At 70.9% G+C, this 21967-nt stretch carries 18 protein-coding genes and 1 other RNA gene; 4 read left to right on the forward strand and 15 right to left on the reverse strand.

Annotated features, from left to right (window positions below):
• Positions 1-185 precede the first annotated feature (185 nt).
• Positions 186-1523: a UDP-N-acetylglucosamine 1-carboxyvinyltransferase gene (gene murA / locus ACGFNH_RS28055; protein WP_393658344.1), complete on the forward strand. Its 1338-nt coding sequence runs from the start codon at positions 186-188 to the stop codon at positions 1521-1523.
• Between the two features lie 224 nt (positions 1524-1747).
• Here the strand turns inward: murA and ACGFNH_RS28060 are convergent, their stop codons facing one another.
• From ACGFNH_RS28060 to ACGFNH_RS28090, 7 genes are all read right to left on the reverse strand, one after another.
• Positions 1748-2029 (reverse strand): HU family DNA-binding protein, encoded by a 282-nt coding sequence (locus ACGFNH_RS28060; protein WP_360849035.1) that lies wholly within the window; start codon positions 2027-2029, stop codon positions 1748-1750.
• Between the two features lie 323 nt (positions 2030-2352).
• A complete protein-coding gene (locus tag ACGFNH_RS28065) occupies positions 2353-3786 on the reverse strand; it encodes an NAD-dependent malic enzyme (RefSeq protein ID WP_393658347.1) in 1434 nt (477 codons plus the stop codon).
• Positions 3787-4291: 505 nt separating this feature from the next.
• Positions 4292-6622 (reverse strand): HelD family protein, encoded by a 2331-nt coding sequence (locus ACGFNH_RS28070; RefSeq protein ID WP_393658349.1) that lies wholly within the window; start codon positions 6620-6622, stop codon positions 4292-4294.
• A 178-nt stretch (positions 6623-6800) separates the two neighbouring features.
• Entirely contained in the window at positions 6801-7568 is a 768-nt protein-coding gene (locus tag ACGFNH_RS28075) for an anti-sigma factor family protein (protein ID WP_393658351.1), read from the reverse strand.
• Positions 7565-8152 carry a sigma-70 family RNA polymerase sigma factor gene (locus ACGFNH_RS28080; protein ID WP_393658353.1) on the reverse strand — a complete coding sequence of 196 codons (588 nt, stop codon included), beginning with the start codon at positions 8150-8152 and terminating at the stop codon, positions 7565-7567. Before ACGFNH_RS28080 ends, ACGFNH_RS28075 begins: the two co-directional genes overlap by 4 nt.
• Positions 8153-8639: 487 nt before the next feature.
• A complete protein-coding gene (locus ACGFNH_RS28085; protein ID WP_393658355.1) occupies positions 8640-9830 on the reverse strand; it encodes a uroporphyrinogen-III synthase in 1191 nt (396 codons plus the stop codon).
• A 259-nt stretch (positions 9831-10089) separates the two neighbouring features.
• Positions 10090-11472, reverse strand: coding sequence for a nitrate/nitrite transporter (locus ACGFNH_RS28090; RefSeq protein ID WP_393658357.1), 1383 nt, complete (start codon positions 11470-11472; stop codon positions 10090-10092).
• Positions 11473-11677: 205 nt separating this feature from the next.
• Here ACGFNH_RS28090 and ACGFNH_RS28095 point away from each other — a divergent pair, with 205 nt between their 5' ends.
• Positions 11678-12931, forward strand: coding sequence for an MFS transporter (locus ACGFNH_RS28095; RefSeq protein WP_393658359.1), 1254 nt, complete (start codon positions 11678-11680; stop codon positions 12929-12931).
• 372 nt (positions 12932-13303) lie between these two features.
• Here ACGFNH_RS28095 and ssrA read toward each other — a convergent pair.
• The 5 genes from ssrA to ftsE all read right to left on the reverse strand — a co-directional run bounded on the left by ssrA (position 13304) and on the right by ftsE (position 17283).
• Positions 13304-13690: a transfer-messenger RNA gene (gene ssrA, locus ACGFNH_RS28100) on the reverse strand.
• 178 nt (positions 13691-13868) lie between these two features.
• Complete coding sequence (smpB, locus tag ACGFNH_RS28105) at positions 13869-14348, reverse strand: SsrA-binding protein SmpB (RefSeq protein ID WP_393658361.1); 480 nt, start codon at positions 14346-14348, stop codon at positions 13869-13871.
• A gap of 18 nt (positions 14349-14366) precedes the next feature.
• On the reverse strand, positions 14367-15563 hold the full coding sequence (locus ACGFNH_RS28110; protein WP_393658363.1) for a S41 family peptidase: 1197 nt from the start codon (positions 15561-15563) through the stop codon (positions 14367-14369).
• Positions 15564-15631: 68 nt separating this feature from the next.
• On the reverse strand, positions 15632-16552 hold the full coding sequence (gene ftsX, locus ACGFNH_RS28115) for a permease-like cell division protein FtsX (RefSeq protein WP_393658365.1): 921 nt from the start codon (positions 16550-16552) through the stop codon (positions 15632-15634).
• 41 nt (positions 16553-16593) lie between these two features.
• Entirely contained in the window at positions 16594-17283 is a 690-nt protein-coding gene (gene ftsE, locus ACGFNH_RS28120) for a cell division ATP-binding protein FtsE (protein ID WP_393658367.1), read from the reverse strand.
• A gap of 308 nt (positions 17284-17591) precedes the next feature.
• On the opposite strand from ftsE, the gene ACGFNH_RS28125 reads away from it, so the two are divergent.
• Positions 17592-17792: a hypothetical protein gene (locus ACGFNH_RS28125; protein ID WP_393658369.1), complete on the forward strand. Its 201-nt coding sequence runs from the start codon at positions 17592-17594 to the stop codon at positions 17790-17792.
• A gap of 126 nt (positions 17793-17918) precedes the next feature.
• Here ACGFNH_RS28125 and ACGFNH_RS28130 read toward each other — a convergent pair whose 3' ends face one another.
• Positions 17919-18557 carry a hypothetical protein gene (locus ACGFNH_RS28130; protein ID WP_393658371.1) on the reverse strand — a complete coding sequence of 213 codons (639 nt, stop codon included), beginning with the start codon at positions 18555-18557 and terminating at the stop codon, positions 17919-17921.
• Between the two features lie 321 nt (positions 18558-18878).
• A complete protein-coding gene (gene prfB / locus ACGFNH_RS28135) occupies positions 18879-19985 on the reverse strand; it encodes a peptide chain release factor 2 (protein ID WP_393658373.1) in 1107 nt (368 codons plus the stop codon).
• A 114-nt stretch (positions 19986-20099) separates the two neighbouring features.
• On the opposite strand from prfB, the gene ACGFNH_RS28140 reads away from it, so the two are divergent.
• On the forward strand, positions 20100-20294 hold the full coding sequence (locus tag ACGFNH_RS28140; RefSeq protein WP_393658375.1) for a hypothetical protein: 195 nt from the start codon (positions 20100-20102) through the stop codon (positions 20292-20294).
• Positions 20295-20627: 333 nt separating this feature from the next.
• Here the strand turns inward: ACGFNH_RS28140 and ACGFNH_RS28145 are convergent, their stop codons facing one another.
• On the reverse strand, positions 20628-21896 hold the full coding sequence (locus ACGFNH_RS28145) for a serine/threonine-protein kinase (protein WP_393658377.1): 1269 nt from the start codon (positions 21894-21896) through the stop codon (positions 20628-20630).
• Positions 21897-21967: the final 71 nt, after the last annotated feature.

The following is a 21967-nucleotide window of genomic DNA, read 5'->3' on the forward strand; positions in this document are numbered from 1 at the left end:
GGCGGGAGGGCGGGGCGTACGGCGGCAGCGGGGGCGCGCCGCGGTGACGCGGCGGCGCACGGGGCATACGGAACGTGAGGGCGCGCCTCCGGGGCGTGTTCGTTCGCGCCTCGCCCTTACGAAGGGGGGCCGAACGGCCCTTACCATTTCACTGGTCCCTGCCCAACTCCAGGAACGCGAGATCCATGACCGACGACGTCCTGCTTGTCCACGGCGGCACACCGCTCGAGGGCGAGATCCATGTCCGCGGCGCGAAGAACCTCGTACCCAAGGCCATGGTGGCCGCCCTCCTCGGCAGCGAACCGAGCCGACTGCGCAATGTGCCCGACATCCGTGACGTCCGCGTCGTACGCGGTCTGCTGCAACTGCACGGCGTCACGGTCCGCCCCGGTGACGAGTCGGGAGAGCTGGTGCTCGACCCCTCGCGTGTGGAGAGCGCCAACGTCGCCGACATCGATGCCCACGCGGGCTCCTCGCGCATCCCGATCCTCTTCTGCGGCCCGCTGCTGCACCGCCTCGGGCATGCCTTCATTCCGGGCCTGGGCGGCTGCGACATCGGCGGCCGGCCGATCGACTTCCACTTCGACGTACTGCGCCAGTTCGGCGCGGTCATCGAGAAGCGTCCGGAGGGGCAGTACCTGGAGGCCCCGCACCGGCTGCGCGGCACCAGGATCGAACTGCCGTACCCGTCCGTGGGTGCGACCGAACAGGTGCTGCTGACGGCCGTCCTGGCCGAGGGCATCACCGAGCTGCGCAACGCCGCGATCGAGCCGGAGATCGAGGACCTCATCTGCGTCCTGCAGAAGATGGGCGCCATCATCACGATGGGCACCAACCGCACCATCCAGATCACCGGTGTGGAGAAGCTCGGTGGCTACAACCACCGCGCCGTCCCGGATCGCCTGGAGGGCGCCTCCTGGGCCTGCGCGGCGCTCGCGACCGAGGGCAATGTCTACGTACGCGGCGCCAGCCAGCGCGAGATGATGACGTTCCTCAATGTCTTCCGGAAGGTCGGCGGCGCGTTCGAGGTCGGCGACGACGGCATCCGCTTCTGGCACCCCGGCGGCCCGCTGAACGCGATCGCCCTGGAGACGGATGTCCACCCGGGCTTCCAGACCGACTGGCAGCAGCCTCTGGTGGTCGCCCTGACCCAGGCGTCGGGCCTGTCCATCGTGCACGAGACGGTGTACGAATCGCGGCTCGGCTTCACCAGTGCGCTGAACCAGATGGGCGCGCACATCCAGCTCTACCGCGAGTGCCTCGGCGGTACGCCCTGCCGCTTCGGGCAGCGCAACTTCCTCCACTCCGCGGTCGTGAGCGGGCCGACCAAGCTCCAGGGATCCGATCTGGTGATCCCGGACCTCCGGGGCGGCTTCTCGTACCTCATCGCCGCGCTGGCGGCCCAGGGCACCTCCCGGGTCCACGGCATCGACCTGATCAACCGCGGCTACGAGAACTTCATGGACAAGCTGGAGGGACTCGGCGGCAAGGTCGAGCTCCCCAAGGCCGCCAAGAAGGCCTGAATCCCCGCTGCAGCGCCTCCGTGACGTTCTCCCGTCGCGGAGGCGTTCCGCGTCTCGGAGGCGTTCCGCGTCTCGGAGGCGTTCTGCGTCGTCCTCGGCGTCGTCCGCTCACCCGGGGACGTCGTATGCGGCGGACGCGGATGCCCCAGGCGGCGGCGCGGGTTTTTGCGGACATACTGAAGGGCGGCCACTCCTCGTGGGAGTGGCCGCCCTTCGGTCGTTGCTTACTTGCCCTTGGCGGCTTCCTTGAGCTTGGAGCCCGCGGAGACCTTCACGCTGTAGCCGGCCGGGATCTCGATCGGGTCGCCGGTCTGCGGGTTGCGCGCGGTGCGAGCGGCACGGTGGGTGCGCTCGAAGGTCAGGAAGCCGGGGATGGTGACCTTCTCATCGCCCTTGGCGACGATCTCACCGACGGTCTCGGCGAGCGCGTTCAGGACGGCGTCAGCGTCCTTACGGGTCACCTGGGCACGCTCGGAAAGAGCGGCCACCAGCTCACTGCGGTTCATAGTTACTCCCGTGTTCAACTTGCCATTGAGGCGTGAGATCGAAGCCGATGCTGCCAGGGCCCTCGGACAGTCCCCGGACCCGGGTCTGGTCACAGACCCTCGCGCCCGGTTACGCATCCTGCCCCCACCCGTGGCGGGAAAGCCAATCCGGCACCCCCGAGAGTCACACGAAAAGCGCCATGGGCTCGTTCTGGTGACGCTCTGTCCGCTCCTGGCAGCTCATCGCAGGGTTCGCTACCGGGTTGCGGCGGGGTTCGCGGCCGTATTTCTGCCCGTCACCCTATGGGGCCAAGTGGGGGCCCGAGTCTCGCGACGCGCCGTGGTCAGCCCGTCGTGGCGGCCGTCACAGCCGGTCCGGCCGCTTTTGCCGCCTCACTGACGGCTCCGGCGACCGCTCCGGCGACCCGGTCGTTGAAGACACTGGGGATGATGTAGTTCGGGTTGAGCTCGTCCTCGGTCACCACATCGGCGAGTGCGGCCGCGGCGGCCAGCATCATCTCGGTGTTCACCGTGCGTGACTGCGCGTCGAGCAGACCGCGGAAGACACCCGGGAAGACCAGCACGTTGTTGATCTGGTTGGGGAAGTCGCTGCGGCCGGTCGCCACGACCGCGGCGGACTGGCGGGCCACCGCGGGGTCCACCTCGGGGTCGGGGTTGGCGAGCGCGAAGACGATCGCGCCGTCCGCCATGGCGGCGACGTCGTCGCCGTCCAGGACGTTGGGGGCGGAGACGCCGATGAAGACGTCGGCGCCCGCCACGGCCTCCTTGAGCGTCCCGGTGCTGCCTTCGGGGTTGGTGTTCTGGCCGATCCAGCACAACGCCGAATCCGGGTCGGCGGAGACGAGGTCCTCGCGGCCCTGGTGGACGACACCGTGGATGTCGGCGACGACCGCGTGCTTCACCCCGGCCGCGATGAGCAGCTTCAGGATGGCCGTACCGGCCGCACCCGCACCGGACATGACGACCCGTACGTCACCGATGGCCTTGTCCACCACGCGCAGGGCGTTGGTGAGGGCCGCCAGGACGACGATCGCCGTGCCGTGCTGGTCGTCGTGGAAGACCGGGATGTCCAGCGCCTCGCGCAGCCGGGCCTCGATCTCGAAGCAGCGCGGTGCCGAGATGTCCTCGAGGTTGATGCCGGCGAAGCCCGGGGCGATGGCCTTGACGATCTCCACGATGGCGTCGGTGTCCTGGGTGTCCAGGCACAGCGGCCAGGCGTCGATGCCCGCGAAGCGTTTGAAGAGGGCCGCCTTGCCCTCCATCACGGGCAGCGCGGCCTTGGGACCGATGTTGCCCAGGCCCAGCACCGCGGAGCCGTCGGTGACGACGGCGACGCTGTTGCGCTTGATGGTCAGACGGCGGGCGTCCTCGGGGTTCTGGGCGATCGCCATGCAGACGCGGGCGACACCCGGTGTGTAGACCATGGAGAGGTCGTCACGGTTGCGGATCGGGTGCTTCGACGCCATCTCGATCTTGCCGCCGAGGTGCATGAGGAACGTACGGTCGGAGACCTTGCCCAGCGTGACGCCCTCGATGGTCCGCAGCTTGCCGACGATCTCCTCGGCGTGCGAGGTCGAGGAGGCGGCGACGGTGACGTCGATGCGCAGCTTCTCGTGGCCGGATGCGGTGACGTCGAGGCCGGTCACCGACCCCCCGGAGGACTCCACGGCGGTGGTGAGCTGGCTGACGGCGGTGCCGCCGGCCGGTACCTCCAGCCGGACCGTCATCGAGTAGGAGACGCTGGGCGCCGTTGCCATGGCCGACTTCCTCTGCTTTCTTCCGCGTGATGCGCGGCCCCGAGGTCGGCGGTCGCGCCGTCCGATCGTCGCACCTACCTGCCAGTACGCGTTAGTCGCGTCCGGGTTTCGGAAATATTGTTCCGCCGCCTCGGTCCCGCACAACGAGACGGGCGCCCCTCCGCCGGAGGGGCGCCCGTCTCGCACGTTCAAGGTGGCACCGACCCGCCATGCTCGCCTCGCGGCAAGTGGTCGCTCGTAGCGACGAAGGTTGGGCCCGGGGGCTTGGATCGGGCCGGTGCCACACTCAGGCTAACAAACGGGTCCGAGAAGTCATTCCTGGACGGGCAGTTGACGCAAAACCGTCCCCGACCGGCCCTCTCGGGAGCGCCACCCGGGGGACCTCCGCGACCGGCCCCCGGCGTCCGCCGCCCCTTCCTGAGCAGCCCAGTTCCTGAGCACGTCGGTTCCTGATCGAATCGAGCCACGAACAGATCAGGTCCGAACAGTTCAGGCCCCGAACGGGTCAGTTTCTGAGCAGGCTCGGGATTCCGTCCCCGTCCGGGGCATCCCGCTCCCCCGAGAGGACCGTGAGCCGCTGCGTGGCCCGGGTCAGCGCCACGTACAGCACCCGCAACCCCGCCGGGAACTCGCCCGCGGCCACCTCCGCCGGGGTGGTGCCGCCCGCGATCTCGGCGGGTGAGACCACGACGGTCGCGTCGTACTCCAGCCCCTTGGCCTCCAGGCTGCCCAGCGGCACCACCCGGTCGCCCAGGCCCTCCACCCACCTACGCGCCTCCTCGCGGCGGTCCATGGACACGACCACGCCGACCGTGCCGTCCACCTCCGCCAGCAAGCGCCGCGCCTCCTCCCGTACGGCCTCCCCCAGTCCGTCCCGGGCCACCGCGAACCGCGGCTCGGCCCCGGTGGAGCGGACCGCCTCCGGGGGTTCCATGCCCGGCATGGCCAGAGCGAGGACGCGGGAGGCGACGCGGGCGATCTCCGCGGGGTTGCGGTAGTTCACGGTGAGCGTGAACCGGCGGCGGGGGCGTCGGCCCAGGGCCTCGTCCCGCGCCGCGGCCGCCTCCTCCGGCTCCGGCCAGGAGCTCTGGGCCGGGTCGCCGACGACGGTCCAGGTGGCCTGCCGACCGCGACGGCCGACCATGCGCCACTGCATGGGCGTGAGGTCCTGCGCCTCGTCGACGATGACGTGGGCGTAGTCGAGGCGCTCCTCCTCCAGCCGCTCCTCGCGGCTGCGCCTGCCGCCGCCCGCGCGGTCGGCGAAGGTGGTGATCTCCTCCAGGCCGGTGAGCTGGTCGAGCGGGTCGGCCTCGCGCCTACGGGGCCGGGCTGGCGTACCGAGCAGAAGCTGCAACTCGTCCAGCAGCGCGACGTCGTGGACCGACAGCGGCCCGCGGCCCTCGGCGCCCACCCGCCGCAGGGACCGCGCGAGCAGCCGCACCTCGCGCGGGGTCAGCACCCGCCGCGACCACCGGGACAGCCGCCGCTCGTCTGCCATGGCGGCGAGTACGCGGCGAGGCGTGAGCTCCGGCCACCAGGCGTCGAGGAAGTCGGTGAAGTACGTCTCGGTGGAGATGTCCTCGTCGAAAGCCGCCCGGGCCTCGGCGGCCAGCTCGGGGTCGGAGTAGCGCCTGCGGGATCCGGAGGAGTTCCACAGCGCGTCCAGGATCAGCCGGCGGGCGCGCGGGCGCAGCAGGTTCACCGGTGCCGTCCCGCCCAGCGCGGCCTGCCGGATGCCCCGCAGTTCCTCGGGGCCCAGCTCGACGCGCTCGCCGAAGGCGACGGCGCGGAGGCGGGCGCCGCCGGGCTGGGCCGATTCGAGGGTCCCGCGGGCCGCCCTGCGCAGCACCTTCACCATGCGGGAGGAGCCCTTGACGCGGGCGACGTGCGGCTCGTCGTAGGTGCCGGCCTCGGCTCCGTCCACGAGCGAGCCGACGGCGCGGATCGCGACCTGCCCCTCCTCGCCGAGCGAGGGCAGCACGCCTTCGGTGTACGCGACGAGCAGCGGGGTGGGGCTGACCACGAGGATGCCGCCCGCGTAGCGGCGCCGGTCCTGGTAGAGGAGGTAGGCGGCGCGGTGCAGGGCGACCGCGGTCTTGCCGGTCCCCGGGCCGCCGCCCACCTCGGCGACCGAGGCCGCGGGCGCGCGGATGACCAGGTCCTGCTCGGCCTGGATGGAGGAGACGATGTCGCGCATGGCGTGGCTGCGGGCCCGGCCGAGCGCGGCCATCAGGGCTCCGTCGCCGACCACGGGCAGTTCGGTGCCGTCCAGCGACGCGGTCAGTTCGGGACGCAGCAGGTCGTCCTCGACCCCGAGGACGCGGCGGCCCTTGCTGCGGATGACGCGGCGCCGGACCACCCGGCCCGGGTCCTTGGGGGTGGAGCGGTAGAAGGGGGCGGCGGCGGGGGCGCGCCAGTCGATGACCAGCGGGGAGTAGTCGGCGTCGAGGACGCCGAGCCGCCCGATGTGCAAGGTCTCGGCGATATCGGCCCGGCCGTCCCGTACGGCGTCGTCGGAGGGCTCGATGGAGGTGTACGCCCCGTCCGGGCCGCGCGCGCCGTCCTTGCCGTTCAGCAGATCGATCCTGCCGAACAGGAAGTCCTCGAACTCACTGTTCAGCCGGTTGAGGTGGACCCCGGCGCGGAAGACGTGGACGTCGCGCTCGGCGAGTGCCCCCGGTGTGCCGACCTGGCCGCGCCGGGCGGCGTCGTTCATCAGGAACTCCGCCTCGTGGATCTTCTCCTCGAGGCGCCGGTACACCCGGTCCAGGTGATCCTGTTCGGTGCCGATCTCCCGGTCGCGTACCGAGTCGACAGCGGCTTCCTGCGCGGCCACCCGCGGCCCCCTTCTGACGTGCTGGGCAGCCGTTAACCGTACGCGAATGGGGCCTACCGCGCATCTGTGATCAGGGAACTTCAGGGGTTCCGTCGTGCCCGGAACCCGTCCGGGTGACCCGGTCGCAGGGACCGGATCACCCATGGCCACGGCGGGCCGCCCGTGCCGGGAGCCCGGCTCAGGCGTCGACGGAGACCAGACGCTTGCCCTCGAAGGTGCGAACCTCGAAGTGGTCGATGTCGCCGCGGGCCATCGCCGCGCCGCCGTGTACGTACAGCGGGTGCTTGGCCTTCTCGTTGGTGGTGCCCGGGATGCCGTAGCCCCACTTGGGGACCGACCAGGAGGTGATGACCTCCTCGTCACCGCTCTTGGAGACGGCGATCAGGCTGCACTTGAGCGGGCCCTTGACGTTCTTCAGCTCCAGCACGGCGTGCGTGCCCCACATCTTCTCCTCGGTGCCCACGGTGGCCGTGGCCTTGCTGGCCGAGTCGGTGGCGTTGACCTTGCTGGTCATGTGGTTGAAGAAGGAATCCTCGGCGGGGCTGGTGGAGTGCGCGTGCGGCTGCGCGGTGTCCGTGCGCCCCTCGTCGGCCGTCACGACACCGGTGACCACCGGTCCGCCAATGATCAACGCAGCGGCGGCCGCGACCAGATAGAGACCGCGCCGGTGCTTCTGCCGCCGCTTCACCGCGACCTCGTCCACGAGCCGGTCCAGCATCTGCGGGCTGGGCTGGGCGTGGAGCGCGGCCGGGTCCGGGACGGCCGCGGGGGTCTCGGCGAGCGTGGCCAGCAGCGGCTCGAGGCCCATGAACTCCTCGAGTTGCTGCGCACACATGTCGCAGTACGCCAGGTGGTCTTCGAAGCGCGCCGCGTCCGCGGGGTCGAGCACACCGAGCGCGTAGGCCCCGACGGCCTCGTGCTCCGTAGAGCGCTCATGCGCTGTCATGCCGTGACTCCTCGTTCCTCGAGCGCGAGCTTCATGGAGCGCAGCGCGTAGAACACACGGGATCGTACGGTTCCACTGGGTATACCCAGTTTTTCGGCCGCTTCATTGACGGTACGCCCCTTGAAATACGTCTCGACGAGCGCCTCCCTGTGCGCCTCGCTGAGGTCGCTCAGGGCATCGGAGAGCGTCATGAGCGACAGCGCCTTGTCGATCTCGTCCTCCGCGGGCATCAGTTCCAGAGGCGAAGGGTCGACCTCCTGCGGACGCGCCTGCCTGCTGCGGTGGCCGTCGATCACGATGCGACGCGCGACGGTCACGAGCCAGGGACGAACGGAACCGGTGGCCCGGTTCAGTTGGTCGGCGTTGCGCCAGGCCCGGACCAGGGTCTCCTGCACGACATCCTCGGCGCGGTGGCGGTCTCCGGCCACCAAGCGGAGGACGTAGGCCAGCAAGGGACCCGCGTGCTCTCGGTAGAGGACTCGCATGAGTTCCTCGTCCGGCACGTCGCCGCCGGCCCGGGGCTTTTCGGCCCTGTGCCGCGTTCTGGAAGGACGGTGTTCGACCACGGCCGCATCCTTGCGCACCCGAACCTCCTGGTCGAGTCCCCGCTTGAACGAAGGCCGGGGACGGTCTTGGGACGAAATGGCAGGAGTGGGGCGGAAGTCCGCAGCCCTCGTCTGCTGCGGACTCCCGCCCGTCCCTCGGACCCACTGGCGTGGGGGACAGTCAGCGGCCCGAGGAGCCGCGTCCCCCCTGAGTACGGGCTTGGGCGCGGAGTTGCTCAACAGCTCGCGAAAAAGTTCTGAAATCCCCGGTGAGCTGCGGCGGGAACGGGATGAAGTCGCCTGCCGTTCACAGGACTTGGTGTGATCTATTTCGCATGGACGCGGCCTGTCACCGGCTCCGTGCGGCGCCGTGCGGCGCCGTGCGGCGCCGTGCGGCAGACGGTCCGGGCAGGCCGAAGCCACGGCCGTACCCCTACAGATCAGGATGTACCGGCGCCTTGGACAACAGAGTTGATAAACAGGGGCAATTCACCGCACACACCCCTGAAGGCGCGGGGACGTGGGGCTAGTCACTCCCGTACTTGGTCTCCGCGGCCTGGTCCAGCGCCAGCCGGTAGCCCCGCTTGACCACCGTCTGGATCAGCTTCGGTGCACCCAGAGCCGTACGGAGACGGGCCATCGCCGTCTCCACCGCGTGCTCGTCACTGCCCGCACCCGGCAGTGCCCGCAGCAGTTCGGCGCGCGACACCACCCAGCCGGGCCGCCGGGCCAGGGACCGCAGGAGGGCCATGCCCGCGGGCGGCACGGTCCGCAGCTCCCCGTCCACGAGAGCCGCGTGCCCGCGGATCTCCAGCCTCCGTCCCGCGACAGGCAGCGGCCGCACCCTCCCGGGGAGCTCGACGCACAGGATCTGCACGAGCGGCCCGAGCCGGAACCGTTCGGGCTGGGCGGTGGCGATGTCGTACGCCTCCAGGGGCATGGCGGTCACCGGGCCGACGCAGGCGGGCAGCACGTCGTGCCGCAGGGCGTCCAGCACCTCGTCCAGCATGCCGCGCTCCTTGGCCCGCTCCAGCAGCGAGGCCGCGGCCGGGGCGCTGGTGAAGGTGACGGCGTCGAGCGAGCGCGTGACCGTGGCGTCCAGCAGCCGGTCGACCGGCCCGATGTCCTCCGGGGGCATCCAGCGGTACACCGGCACGCCGATGACCTCGCCCCCTCCCTCACGCAGCGCCTCCACGAAACCGGGCAGCGGTTCGCCGTGGAGCTGGACCGCGATCCTCCGGCCGTCGACGCCCTCTTCCAGCAGCCGGTCGAGCACCTCGGCCATCGACTCGGAGGCGGGCGACCACTCCTCGGTCAGGCCCGCGGCCCGGATGGCGCCGCGCACCTTGGGACCGCGGGCCAGCAGCTCCACCCCGCGCAGCCGCTCCAGCAGCGCCTCGCCCAGCCCCCAGCCGTCGGCCGCCTCGACCCAGCCGCGGAAGCCGATCGCGGTGGTGGCGACGACGACGTCCGGCGCGTGCTCGATCAAATCCCGGGTGACGGCGAAGAGTTCGGTGTCATCGGGGAGCGGCACGATACGGAGCGCCGGCGCGTGCTGCACGACGGCGCCGCGGCGCCGTAGCAGCGCCCCGAGCTCCTCGGCGCGCCGCGCGGCGGTGACGCCCACGGTGAACCCGGCCAGTGGCTGCGGGGCGGCGCGCCCGTCGGGGGCGGCCGCCGGGGTCGCGGCCCGGGCTGTCTTCTGCTCTCCGTACATGGCTCTCGTCCCGCTTCGCGTAGGTGGTGCGCATGCGCCCGGGCGTCCTGGACCTGGATGGTGACCGATGCTGGCAACACCCGGTGACGTACACGGTTCGCCCGCATTACCCCAGTGTTACGGCACGTGGGGCCGGGGCCGCCCCGGACCGCACGTGTCCCCGACCACGGACGCTGTCCCCGGGCGGCTGCCCACGCCCCCAGCCCGCGGACCGCAGCCGGCGGACCGCAGCCCCCGGACCGCAGTGCACCGGCCGCGCTCAGACCTCCGCGTAGACGGGCGCGGGCCGCTCGGCCGCCATCTGGCGACCGGTGGGCCGGGCGCGCGGGGCGGACCGCAGGTATACGGCCCAGGTGACCGCGAAACAGGCGGCGTAGAAGGCCAGGAAGGCGACGAAGGCCGCGGTGCCGGTGCCGGCGGTCAGGAAGGACTGGCGGAAGGCGAGGTTGATGCCCAGCCCGCCGATCGCCCCGACCGCACCGATCAGCCCCATCGAGGCGCCGGACAGCCGCCGTCCGTACGCGGCCGCCTCCTCGCCGCCCAGCCCACGGGCGACCGCCTTCGCCTGGAAGATCCCGGGGATCATCTTGTACGTGGAGCCGTTGCCGAGCCCGGACAGGACGAAGAGGGCGATGAACCCGGCCAGGAAGACCGGCAGCGACTTCTGCACGGACGCGTAGAGCACCACGCCGGAGGCCGCTGCCATGGCCGCGAAGTTCCACAGCGTGATGCGGGCACCGCCGAACCGGTCCGCGAGCGAGCCGCCGACCGGCCGGATCAGCGACCCGAGCAGCGGGCCGATGAAGGTGAGAGACGCGGCCTGGAGGGGCGTACGGCCGAACTGGGTCTGCAGCACCAGGCCGAAGGCGAAGCTGTAGCCGATGAAGGACCCGAAGGTGCCGATGTAGAGGAAGGACATGATCCAGGTGTGCGGGTCCTTCACGGCCTCCCGGGCGGCGCCGGTGTCGTTCCGCACGGGTGCGAGGTTGTCCATGAACAGCGCGGCGCACACCGCCGAGACCACGATCAGCGGGATGTAGACGCCGAGCACGATCCGCGGATGGGCGGCACCCGCCGTACCGATGACGAGCAGCCCGACGAGCTGCACCACGGGGACGCCGACGTTGCCGCCACCCGCGTTCAGCCCCAGCGCCCACCCCTTCTTCCGCAGCGGGAAGAAGGCGTTGATGTTCGTCATGGAGGAGGCGAAGTTGCCACCGCCGACCCCGGTGGCGACCGCGACCAGCACGAAAGTGGTGTACGAGGTGCCCGGCTCCATCACGAACGCCGCGGCGATCGTGGGCAGGAGCAGCATCGACGCGCTGAGGACCGTCCAGTTCCGGCCGCCGAAGCGCGCGACGGCGAAGGTGTACGGGACCCGGACGATGCCGCCGACCAGGGTGGCCACGGCGATCAGGGAGAACTTCCCGGCCGGGTCGATGCCGTACTCGGGGCCCATGAAGAGCACCATCACCGACCACAGCGTCCAGACCGAGAAGCCGATGTGCTCGGAGAGGACCGAGAACAGCAGATTGCGGCGTGCGACCTTCTCCCCGCTCTCGCGCCAGAACGTCTCGTCCTCCGGATCCCACCGCTCGATCCAGCGGCCTCCCTTGCGGGCTGCGGTCGTCGGGGCAGTCATCACGCCTCCAGAGGTGTCGGGCCGAGGTCGGAAGTGCGTCGTACGGCCGACGCTAGAGACACCGGGTTTCGGTTCCGTGGCGCCAGGTGACGCGGACGAAACCGTGCACTCACGGGGGCGGGGCGGGGTGTGAGAGGGGGCGGCCGCCGGGCCGCCCCGGGAAAACCGCTGGCCCGCGGCCGTACCGGACGGCCAGGGTGATCACGTGATCCGCTTCCTGGCCCCGTACGGCCATGTCATCGCCCCGCGGGGCGCCCTCTCCTTCACCGTTGCCGGTTTCCTCGCGCGCCTGCCGGTCTCGATGCTCGGCGTGAGCAACGTGGTGATGATCGCCGGAGTGCGGGACTCGTACGCGCTGGCCGGTGCGGTCTCGGCCACCGGGATCGCGGTCACGGCCCTCACCGCGCCGCTGCTGGGCAGGCTCGTGGACCGGCACGGTCAGGCGCGGGTGGCCGTCCCCGCGGTCGTGGTGTTCGCGGCGGGCGCGGCGGCGATGCTGCTGTGCCTACGCCTCGGTGCCCCGGACTGGGCGCTGTTCCTGGCGTGTGCGGGCTCCTCGGGAGTGCCGAGCGTAGGTGCGATGACCCGTGCCCGCTGGGCCGAACTCCACCGGGACAGCGCCGAGTTGCAACACTCCGCCAACTCACTGGAGCAGGTCCTCGACGAGATCTGCTTCATGCTCGGGCCGGTGCTCGCCCTGCTTCTGTGCACGCTCGTGGCCCCGGAGGCCGGTCTGTTCACCGCGGCCGTGCTGCTCACGACCGGCACGCTGCTCTTCGCCGCCCAGCGCACCACCGAGCCCGCGGTACGGCCCCGGCCGGCGGGACGCACCACGGCGGCCCTGCGCATCCCCGGGCTCGCGGTCGTCCTGACCACCTTCCTGGCGACGGGCGCCCTGTTCGGCTCGATGGAAGTGGCCACGGTCGCCACCGTGGACGCTCTGGGCGGCGGTCCGGCGAGCAGCGCCGTCCTGGCGCTCCAGGCCGCGGGCTCGTGCGTGGCCGGTCTCGTCTTCGGAGCCCTGCCGCTCAAGGGAGCACCGGCGGGCCGCTTCACCCTGGGCGTGGCGGCCATGGCCCTGGCCGTCCTTCCGCTGACGGCGGCCGACAGCCTGCCCGCCCTGTCGGTGCTTCTCTTCCTGGCGGGCATGGCCACGGCCCCGACGATGGTGACCGGCATGACCCTCGTCCAGGCGCTGGTCCCGGCGGGCAGGCTCAACGAGGGCATGACGACGGTCTTTACGGGCCTGCTCATCGGTATCTCGGCGGGCGCGGCGGCGGCCGGCCGCACCGTGGAACACGCAGGTGTGGACGCGGCGTACTGGCCCCCGGTCGCCGCGGGCGCCCTGGCCTTCCTCATGGCGCTCGCGGGCTCACCGCGTCTGCGCCCCGCACCGGCCTGGCACCGGCCCGGCAGCCGCTGCGCGGGGTCTGCCGGTCTTCGCCGTGGACGTCTGTGAGGGCCCGTGCCGATGAGCCGGGGCCTGCGCGGACACACCACTCCCGCCCGCGACCCCGTTCACCGCCGGTCGGCGCGAACCCGCCCACAGGGGGTCCCCGGCGGCCGTCGGGACACCACACCAGTTGCCGGAGGGGGCCTGCCGCCGCCCGGCAAGCCCGTCACCGACGAGGTCGGCGCCCACGCCCAGGAGCCGGTGCACACGGACGGCGAGCATGTCGACGACACCCCGGTCGCGCACGTCCCGGCCGATCCGAGCGGCGGGCTCGCCTCCTTCGGCTCCGCGCAGCGGAGTCGGGGTGCGGGGCCGTCAGGGCACGCACAAAACAAGGACGGCCCCGCCTGCAGGCGGGGCCGTCCTCATACATGGGATGAGTGGAGATGGCGGGAATCGAACCCGCGTCCAACGGTGCGGAACCAGGGCTTCTCCGAGCGCAGTCTGCTGTGCTTTTCTCAGCCCCGGCAGTCACGCAGACAAGCTGCCGACGGGCTCAGCCACTGTTCGGTGTTCCACTGACCCCCGTGGCCGGGGTCAGTGGTTGAGTTCCCTAGCTGATGCCAGGATCCGGGTCGGGAACAGCCCCGGGCTGACACTCCGCAGAGTCTTCGCTAGCTGCTAATTAGGCAGCAAGGGCGAAGGCGGAGGAATCGCGCTTGGTGTTGGCGATTATTTTTTGCGACATATGGTTAACGAGATCATTGCCGCTTCCTCGGCTCGCTTCCCCTGCCTCGACATCCGCTGTCGAAACCGATCATCCCCATGTGGTGTTTTCAAGGTGCACACCCCTTGAGGTGCACGTGCCATCGTACGCGATCAACCCGGACCCCTGCCAGCTCATTCCCGGCATCCCGGACCCAGGGCCGAGATACCCAGGGCCCCGGCCCTCTGGACGCTACGGCGTCCGGCCCCTACGGCGTCCGGGCCCGTACGGCGTCCGTCAGGCCCGCTGCTTGCGGCGGACCGCCGAGATCGCACGGTCGGCCTCGCGGCGGTCCTGCTTCTCCCGCAGCGTCTGCCGCTTGTCGAACTCCCGCTTTCCCTTGGCCAGGGCGATCTCGACCTTGGCCCGCCCATCCTTGAAGTACAGGGCCAGCGGAACGAGAGTGTTCCCGCTCTCCTGCGTCTTCACGATCAACTTGTCGATCTCGGCACGGTGCAGCAGCAGCTTCCGCTTGCGCCGGGCCGAGTGGTTGGTCCACGTCCCCTGGCTGTACTCGGGGATGTGCACGTTGTGCAGCCACGCCTCGCCGCCGTCGAGCTGGGCGAAGCCGTCCGCCAGCGACGCGCGGCCCTGGCGCAGCGACTTCACCTCGGTGCCGGTCAGCACCAGACCGCACTCGTAGGTGTCGAGGATGAGGTAATCGTGGCGCGCCTTCTTGTTCTGCGCGATCAGCTTGCGACCCGTCTCTTTTGCCATAGCGAGGTCATTCTCGCACTAGGCACCGCCACCGAGGCCACTCAATACTGTGCGCGCCCGCTCCTCGGCACCGCGCTGCACGGCCAGGTCGGGTGCGATGCCGTCGCCGTCCACACCGCGACCGGCGGGTGTTCTGTAGTGGCCCACGGTCAGTTCGGCGACCGAGCCGTCGGGCAGCTCGCTGGGCATCTGGACCGAGCCCTTGCCGAAGGTCCGGGAGCCGACCACCACGGCCCGGCCGCGGTCCTGGAGGGCGCCGGTCAGCAGCTCGGCCGCGCTCATGGTGCCTCCGTCGACGAGGACGACAAGAGGGCTGCGGTCGTCCCCGCCCTCCTTCGCGTAGAGGGCGCGCTGCTCGCCGCGAACGTCGTACGTGGCGACCAGGCCGCCGTCGAGGAAGGCGGACGCGGCCCTGACTGCTTCGGAGACCAGGCCGCCGGAGTTGCCGCGCAGATCGAGCAGGATGCCGTCGCCCTCGGGGACCTTCCGTACCGCGCGCCGTACCGCCTCGCCGGTGCCCTTGGCGAAGGACTCGACCTTGATGTGCGTGGTGCGGTCGGCGGCGGTCCGCTCCGCGGTGACGGTCTCCGCGACCAGCTTGGCCCGGCGCAGCCTCTTGTCCCAGGTCCTGCTGCCCCTCTCCAGACCGAGCCGGACCGGGGTGCCGGCGCGCGCCGGGCGGCCCTCGGGGGCCTGCGGAGGCCCGGCGCCGCGCAGCCGGGAGACCACATCGGTGACGGGCTCGCCCGTGATGCCCTCGCCGTCGATGGTCCGCAGCCGGTCGCCCGGCGTGATGCCGGCCCGGTCGGCGGGGCTCCCGGGCTGGACGCGGACGACCTCGATCCTCCCGCCCTGGCGGCATCGCACCCACAGGCCGACGCCGACGTACTCGCCGTCCAGAGCGAGCTGGACGCCCTCGTACTCGCCCGCGCTGTAGACGGCGCTCCAGCGGTCGCCGCTGCGGCTGACCACCTCTTCGGCGGCCTCCGAGCCGGACTTGCCCTCGGCCATGGCGGCCGCGGCGGCCTCGGCGACCTCGCTGCGTCTGTCGGCGGCGGCGGCCGAACGGGCGTCCGCTCCGGCGGAGTTGGCGGTGCCTGCGCCGAAGGAACCGGCCGCCGCGGCACCCCCCGCCAGCACGGTCGCGCAGACGAATGTCAGGGCCGCCCCTCGGCGAATGCTGCGGGGGCGGACGAACATCGACGGTCCCGACATGCCGGTGAGTCTAGGACAACGCCACGGCGCCGTACGGCAGGTTGACCGTACGGCGCACGGGGTATACGTCACACCTTGAGGTACTTGCGGAGCGCGAAGAAGGCGGCAAGCGCGGGCATGAGCAGGCCGATGGCGAGCACCAGCGGCAGGACGGAGAGCACCGCGTCCCAGCCGATGAAGTTGATCAACTGCATCTTCTCGGACAGCGCCAGTCCGTGGTCGATCAGGAAATAGCGCCCGACGAGCAACATCAGACAGGCGCCGAACGCGCCCAGCAGACCGGCGAACGCCGCCTCCATGATGAACGGCATCTGGATGTAGAAGCTGGACGCGCCGACCAGCCGCATGATCCCGGTCTCACGGCGGCGGCTGAACGCCGAGACGCGGACCGTGTTGACGATCAGCATCAGCGCGACCACCAGCATCAGCGCCATCACGCCCAGCGCCGCGTAGTTCATGCCGTTGAGCAGGTTGAACAGATTCTCCAGCAGGCCCTTCTGGTCCTGCACTTCCTGCACACCCGGGCGGCTGTCGAAGGCGCTCGTGATGACCTCGAACTTCTCCGGGTCCTTGAGCTTGATCCGGAAGGACTCCTGCATCTGGTCCGGCGTGAGGGAGTCGGCGAGCGGCGAGTCGCCGAACTGCTCCTTGTAGTGCGTGTACGCCTCGTCGGCCGTCTCGAACTGCACCTTGTCGACGATCGGCATCTTGTCGAGATCCGCCTTGATCTCGTCCTTCTGGTCCGTCGTCACGGCGCCCTTGGCACAGTTGCTGGGGTCGCTCTCCGCGTCGTTCTTGTTGCAGAGGAAGACGGAGACGTTGACCTTGTCGTACCAGTAGCCCTTCATCGTGTTGACCTGTTCCCGCATCAGCAGGGAACCCCCGAACAGGGCCAACGACAGGGCGACGGAGACGATGACCGCGAAGGTCATCGTGAGATTGCGACGGAGACCGACGCTGATCTCCGACAGGACGAACTGGGCGCGCATGATGTCCTTTCAGGGTGGCGGCAGCGGCTACGGGCGATCGCTCAGTGCTGGTAGCCGTACACACCGCGCGACTGGTCGCGCACCAGTCGGCCCTTTTCGAGTTCGATGACGCGCTTGCGCATCTGGTCGACGATCTGCTGGTCGTGCGTCGCCATCACGACGGTCGTGCCGGTCCGGTTGATCCGGTCCAGCAGCTTCATGATGCCGACGGAGGTCTGGGGGTCGAGGTTGCCGGTCGGCTCGTCGGCGATCAGCAGCATGGGCCGGTTGACGAAGGCCCGCGCGATGGCCACGCGCTGCTGCTCACCACCGGAGAGCTCGCCGGGCATACGGTCGTCCTTGCCGCCCAGACCGACGAGGTCGAGGACCTCGGGGACGGTCTTGCGGATCTGACCGCGCGGCTTGCCGATCACCTCGAGGGCGAAGGCGACGTTCTCGCCGACCGTCTTGTTGGGCAGCAGCCGGAAGTCCTGGAAGACGGTCCCCAACTGGCGGCGCATCTGCGGCACCTTCCAGTTGGAGAGCTTGCCCAGGTCCTTGCCCAGCACATGCACCGCGCCGTGGCTGGACCGCTCCTCGCGCAGCAGCAGCCGCAGGAAGGTGGACTTGCCCGACCCCGAGGAGCCGACGAGGAAGACGAACTCGCCCCTCTCGATCTCGAGCGAGACGTCCCGCAGTGCGGGGCGCGTCTGCCTGGGGTAGGTCTTGGAGACGTTGTCGAATCGGATCACGGAGGCACCAGGGTCGACCTGAACGGGAGTGCGGGACGCCCGGAGCCCGGGATCCCGCCAGTGAGCGTGACCATACGCGAACCGGGAGGGACCGCGCAGTTGTCGGTCCGGGTTGAGCGTTTATTCACGGCACCATCAGGTACAAACCAGGCATTGGTCTCCGAGGCCCCCATGAGGCCCTCCGCGGGCCGGATGCGCGGGCCTGCGGCCGGGACGAGCCGAATCGTACGGAAGCTGGCACAGTGGTAGGGGGACGGTGGAACCGAATGGCCCCTCCCCGCGTTGGGCACCGTAGAGGAGGAGATCGCATGACATGCGACCGTCTGGTGTGCGCCAACTGCGCGGCCCCCGTGAGCGAGGGCCGCTGCCCGGTGTGCCGGGCCAGCAGGGAGCGGCTCCACCAGGAAGGCGGCCTGGCCGGGCTGTTCTCCGGACTCTCCCCCGTGGCGCTCCTGGCCCTGCTGATCGTCCTGATCGCCGTGTCCGTGCTCGCCCATCAAGCGGCGTAGGCGCCGCTCCCAGCACCCACCCACCGCCTCCTGCCGTGGCACCAGCACGGCACCGGACGCACAAGGCCCCGGAACGCATAGCGCTCCGGGGCCTTTCGCTCACTCAGCGTGAGGACGGCGCGCCACTCAGGCGGCCGCGCCACCGCCACGGCCGATCATGCGGGGCATCAGGCGGAAGCCGATGCCACCGGCGATCATCGTCGCGGCGCCGACCAGCAGGAACGCGGTCTCGGAGGCACCGGTCTCAGCCAGCTCCTCCTTGGACTCGCCCTGCTGGACCGGGGTGGAACCGACGGCGTCGGTGTCGGTCTCGCTGCCCGTGCCGGTCTCACCGTCGGGGCCCGGGTTGTTGCCGCCGCCCGTGCCGTCGGTGGGCTCAGCGGTGTCGCTGGGCTCCTCGGTCGGCTCGGTCGGCTCGTCCGTGGGCTCGGTCGGCTCCTCGGTGGGCTCCGTCGGTTCCTCGGTCGGCTCGGTCGGCTCCTCGGTGGGCTCCGTCGGCTCGTCCGTGGGCTCCGTCGGAATGTCCGTCGGCTCCCCGGTGGGATCCGTCGGAATGTCCGTCGGCTCGCCGGTCGGGTCGTCGTCGCCGACGCTGACACCCGCGCCGATGCCGTTCTTGTCCGCGTTCGCCTTGACGCCGATACCGCCGACCTCGACGTCGACGCCGACGGCCTGAGCGGCACCTGCGGCGGTCAGCGACGCACCGGCGGCGATCACCGCGCCGGCGGCTATCCGCGCGACACGCAGCCGCATCTTCTTCGTCATTTGCTTGCTACCCCCAGTAGCTGTTCGTTGGTGAGCAGCCATGCACCGAGCGGCGGCCGCTTGGGGGAGATCGCAATGCCGGGACCAACGCCCCGCCCCGCCCCGTTCGCACGCATCACAGTCATGGGCATGCCGCGCTTCACCTTTCCCATAATTCGCAGCAGCGTCAAGGTCATTGCGCGCGATATGCCGGAATTAGGGGCCCTTGACCGGGGGTTAAACCCAAGACTGTGACGAATTTTGCAAAAGAAAAGGCAACTACCGCTCAGCGCACGGTAGTTGCCTTGTCCGTCCTTGTCCGGAATCGGACGCGGGGAAGTGTTACTTCTCCTGCTGCTTCCGCCAGCGGATTCCCGCCTCCAGGAAACCGTCGATGTCGCCGTCGAGCACCCCGTCCGGGTTGCCGACCTCGTGCTCCGTCCGCAGGTCCTTGACCATCTGGTACGGGTGCAGGACGTACGAACGCATCTGGTTGCCCCAGGAGTTGCCGCCGTCGCCCTTGAGCGCGTCCATCTTCGCCTGCTCCTCCTGACGGCGCCGCTCGAGCAGCTTGGCCTGGAGGACGTTCATCGCGGTCGCCTTGTTCTGGATCTGCGAGCGCTCGTTCTGACAGGAGACGACGATGCCGGTCGGGATGTGCGTGATGCGCACGGCCGAGTCGGTGGTGTTCACGCCCTGGCCGCCGGGGCCGGAGGAGCGGTAGACGTCGATGCGCAGATCGGATTCGTCGATCTCCACATGGTCGCTCTGCTCGACGACCGGCAGCACCTCGACGCCCGCGAACGACGTCTGGCGGCGGCCCTGGTTGTCGAACGGCGAGATGCGCACGAGCCTGTGCGTGCCCTGCTCGACGGAGAGCGTGCCGTAGGCGTACGGCGTCTGGACGGCGAAGGTGGTCGACTTGATGCCGGCCTCCTCCGCGTACGAGGTCTCGTAGACATCCGTCTTGTAGCCGTGCCGCTCCGCCCAGCGCAGATACATCCGCTGGAGCCGCTCGGCGAAGTCGGCGGCGTCCACACCGCCCGCCTCCGCACGGATGTTGACCACGGCCTCGCGGGAGTCGTACTCGCCGGAGAGGAGCGTGCGGACCTCCAGCTCCTCGACCGCCTTGCGCACCGAGACCAGCTCGGACTCCGCCTCGGCCCTGGCATCCTCGTCGGCCTCGGCATCGGCGAGCTCGAAGAGGACCTCGAGATCGTCGATACGGCCGCGCAGTTCCTCGGCGCGGCGGACCTGCCCCTGGAGATAGGACAGCTTGCTGGTGACCTTCTGGGCGTTCTCCGGATCGTCCCAGAGGGAGGGGGCCGCCGCCTGCTCCTCGAGTTCGGCGACATCGGCCCTCAGCTTGTCGAGGTCCAGCACGGCCTCGATCGACCCCATGGTCGAGGAGAGGGACTTCAGCTCTTCGGATACATCGACGACTGCCACGGGTCCAGCGTAACGGCTGCGCGCGGCGGCCCCGGACGTGCCGCACAATGGGGTCACAGGGAGCAGCGCTCCCCCGGCAGGGACCCGTGGTCACCCCGAACGAGGAGGGTCGCCGTGACGGACAACAACGAGGACGAGCAGCCGAACGCAGGCGAGCGCCTGCTCCAGCTCCGTACCGGGTCGGAATCGGCCGACGCGGAGGATCTGGTGCGGGTCTCCGGGCGCGATGTGACGCCCGAGCGGCTCGAATGGGCCGAACGTCTGCTCAAGGAGAAGGGGCCGGCCGCGGCCGAGCGCTATCTCCCCTGAGGACTCCCCGGGCCCCGGGACCCCGTTCCCCGTGAAGCCCGGACCCCTCCACCCTTTCCAGCCTTTCCAGCCCCAGTGGCTCGACTGAGCCGTCCCTGAGCCGGCGGCCCGGTCCGAGGGCTGCGCGCATGCGTCCCGTACCGGTCCGGCGGCCCTGCCTCGGGACCGCGGTCTCACGGCTGCGGTCCCGGGGCGGGCATTGTCCTCCTGGTGTGCCTGCTGTCCGGGGCGGCTGTCCCGGGCTGCTGTCCCGGGGCTGTGAGGTACGCGCCCCCGACGTCTCAGAGCCGCCGTCTCAGGCGCTGCGGACTCAGGGCTGCGGGAGCCGTCGTCTCAGGGCTGCGAGGACGCGCCGTCGGACTGGCCGTCCGACTGCTCGACGCCGGGCCGGCCCCCGTCCCCGTCGTCACCGCCGGCCACGAGCCATCCGCCGATTCCCACCACCGCCGCGAGCGCCACCGCCGCGACACCCAGCTTGATCCTGCGGCGCCGTACGGCCTCGGAGGCCGCGCGATGGCGGGCGGAGCCGGGCCGGTGACCGCCGGCGGGGCGCGGTACGCGGGCTGTGCCGCGGGCGCCGCCGGCCAGCTCGTCCGGAGCCGGGACGCGCATGCTGGTGTGGGTGTCCCGGCCCGAGTCGGGGGCCGAGCCATGCACCAGGGGCACGGCGCCGCGGCGCGGGGCGGCGGGTGCGATTCCGTACGGCTGCTCGTCGTACGCGTCCGGGTCCTCGTCGGCGTGCTCCGCGCCGGGCTCGTCCACGTCCAGTGGCGGCATGCCCACGAGGTCGGGCAGCATCTCACGCAGCCGGCCCGCCAGCTCGGCCGCCCGCAGCCGCGAGGCGGGCGACTTGGCCAGGCACTGGACCAGGAGCTGCCACAGCTCGTCGGGAATGCCGGGCAGCGGTGCCACGGTCTCGGTGACATGGCGGCGGAGGATCGCGCCCGGGTGGCCGCCGCCGAAGGGCGTGAAGCCCGCCATCAGCTCGTAGAGGACGGTCGCGAGCGCGTAGATGTCGACGGCGGCGCGGGGCGGCAGGCCCTCGACGATCTCCGGCGCGAGGTAGTCCGGCGTCCCGATGATCTTCGTCGCACGGGAGCGGCTGGGGGCGTCGACGAGGCGGGCGATGCCGAAGTCGGTCAGCAGGGCCGGGTGGGCTCCGCCCGGACCGAGGGGGCCCTGCATGTCCAGCAGGACGTTCTCCGGCTTGACGTCGCGGTGGACGATCCCGGCGGCGTGCGCGGCCGCGAGGCCGTCGGCGACGTCCGCGGCGATGGCGACGGCGGCCTCGGGCGCGAGGCGGCGCTCACGGTCGAGGCGGGTGCGCAGATCGGTGCCGCGGACGAGGTCCATGACGAGCGCGAGGTCGTTGCCGTCCACGACGAGGTCGCGGACGGCGACCACGTGCGGGTGCGAGAGCCCGAGCAGGGCCGTCCGCTCCTGGACGAACCGCCCGACCAACTCCTGGTCCGACGCCAGGTCCTCGCGCAGCAGCTTGATGGCGACGGGGCCGTCGGGCCCATCGCCGAGCCAGACCGTGCCGACGGACCCGCGTCCCAGGACCTGATGGGCGGTGAACCGACTGCCGATGTTCCGTGCCAAGACTGCTCCGACGTGTCGTGCCCCCGGCGCCGCCGGGGGCCTCCAGGGGCTGGCGTTGCCGACAAAACTAC

The organism is Streptomyces sp. NPDC048639, from assembly GCF_043199075.1.
GTDB lineage: Bacteria > Actinomycetota > Actinomycetes > Streptomycetales > Streptomycetaceae > Streptomyces.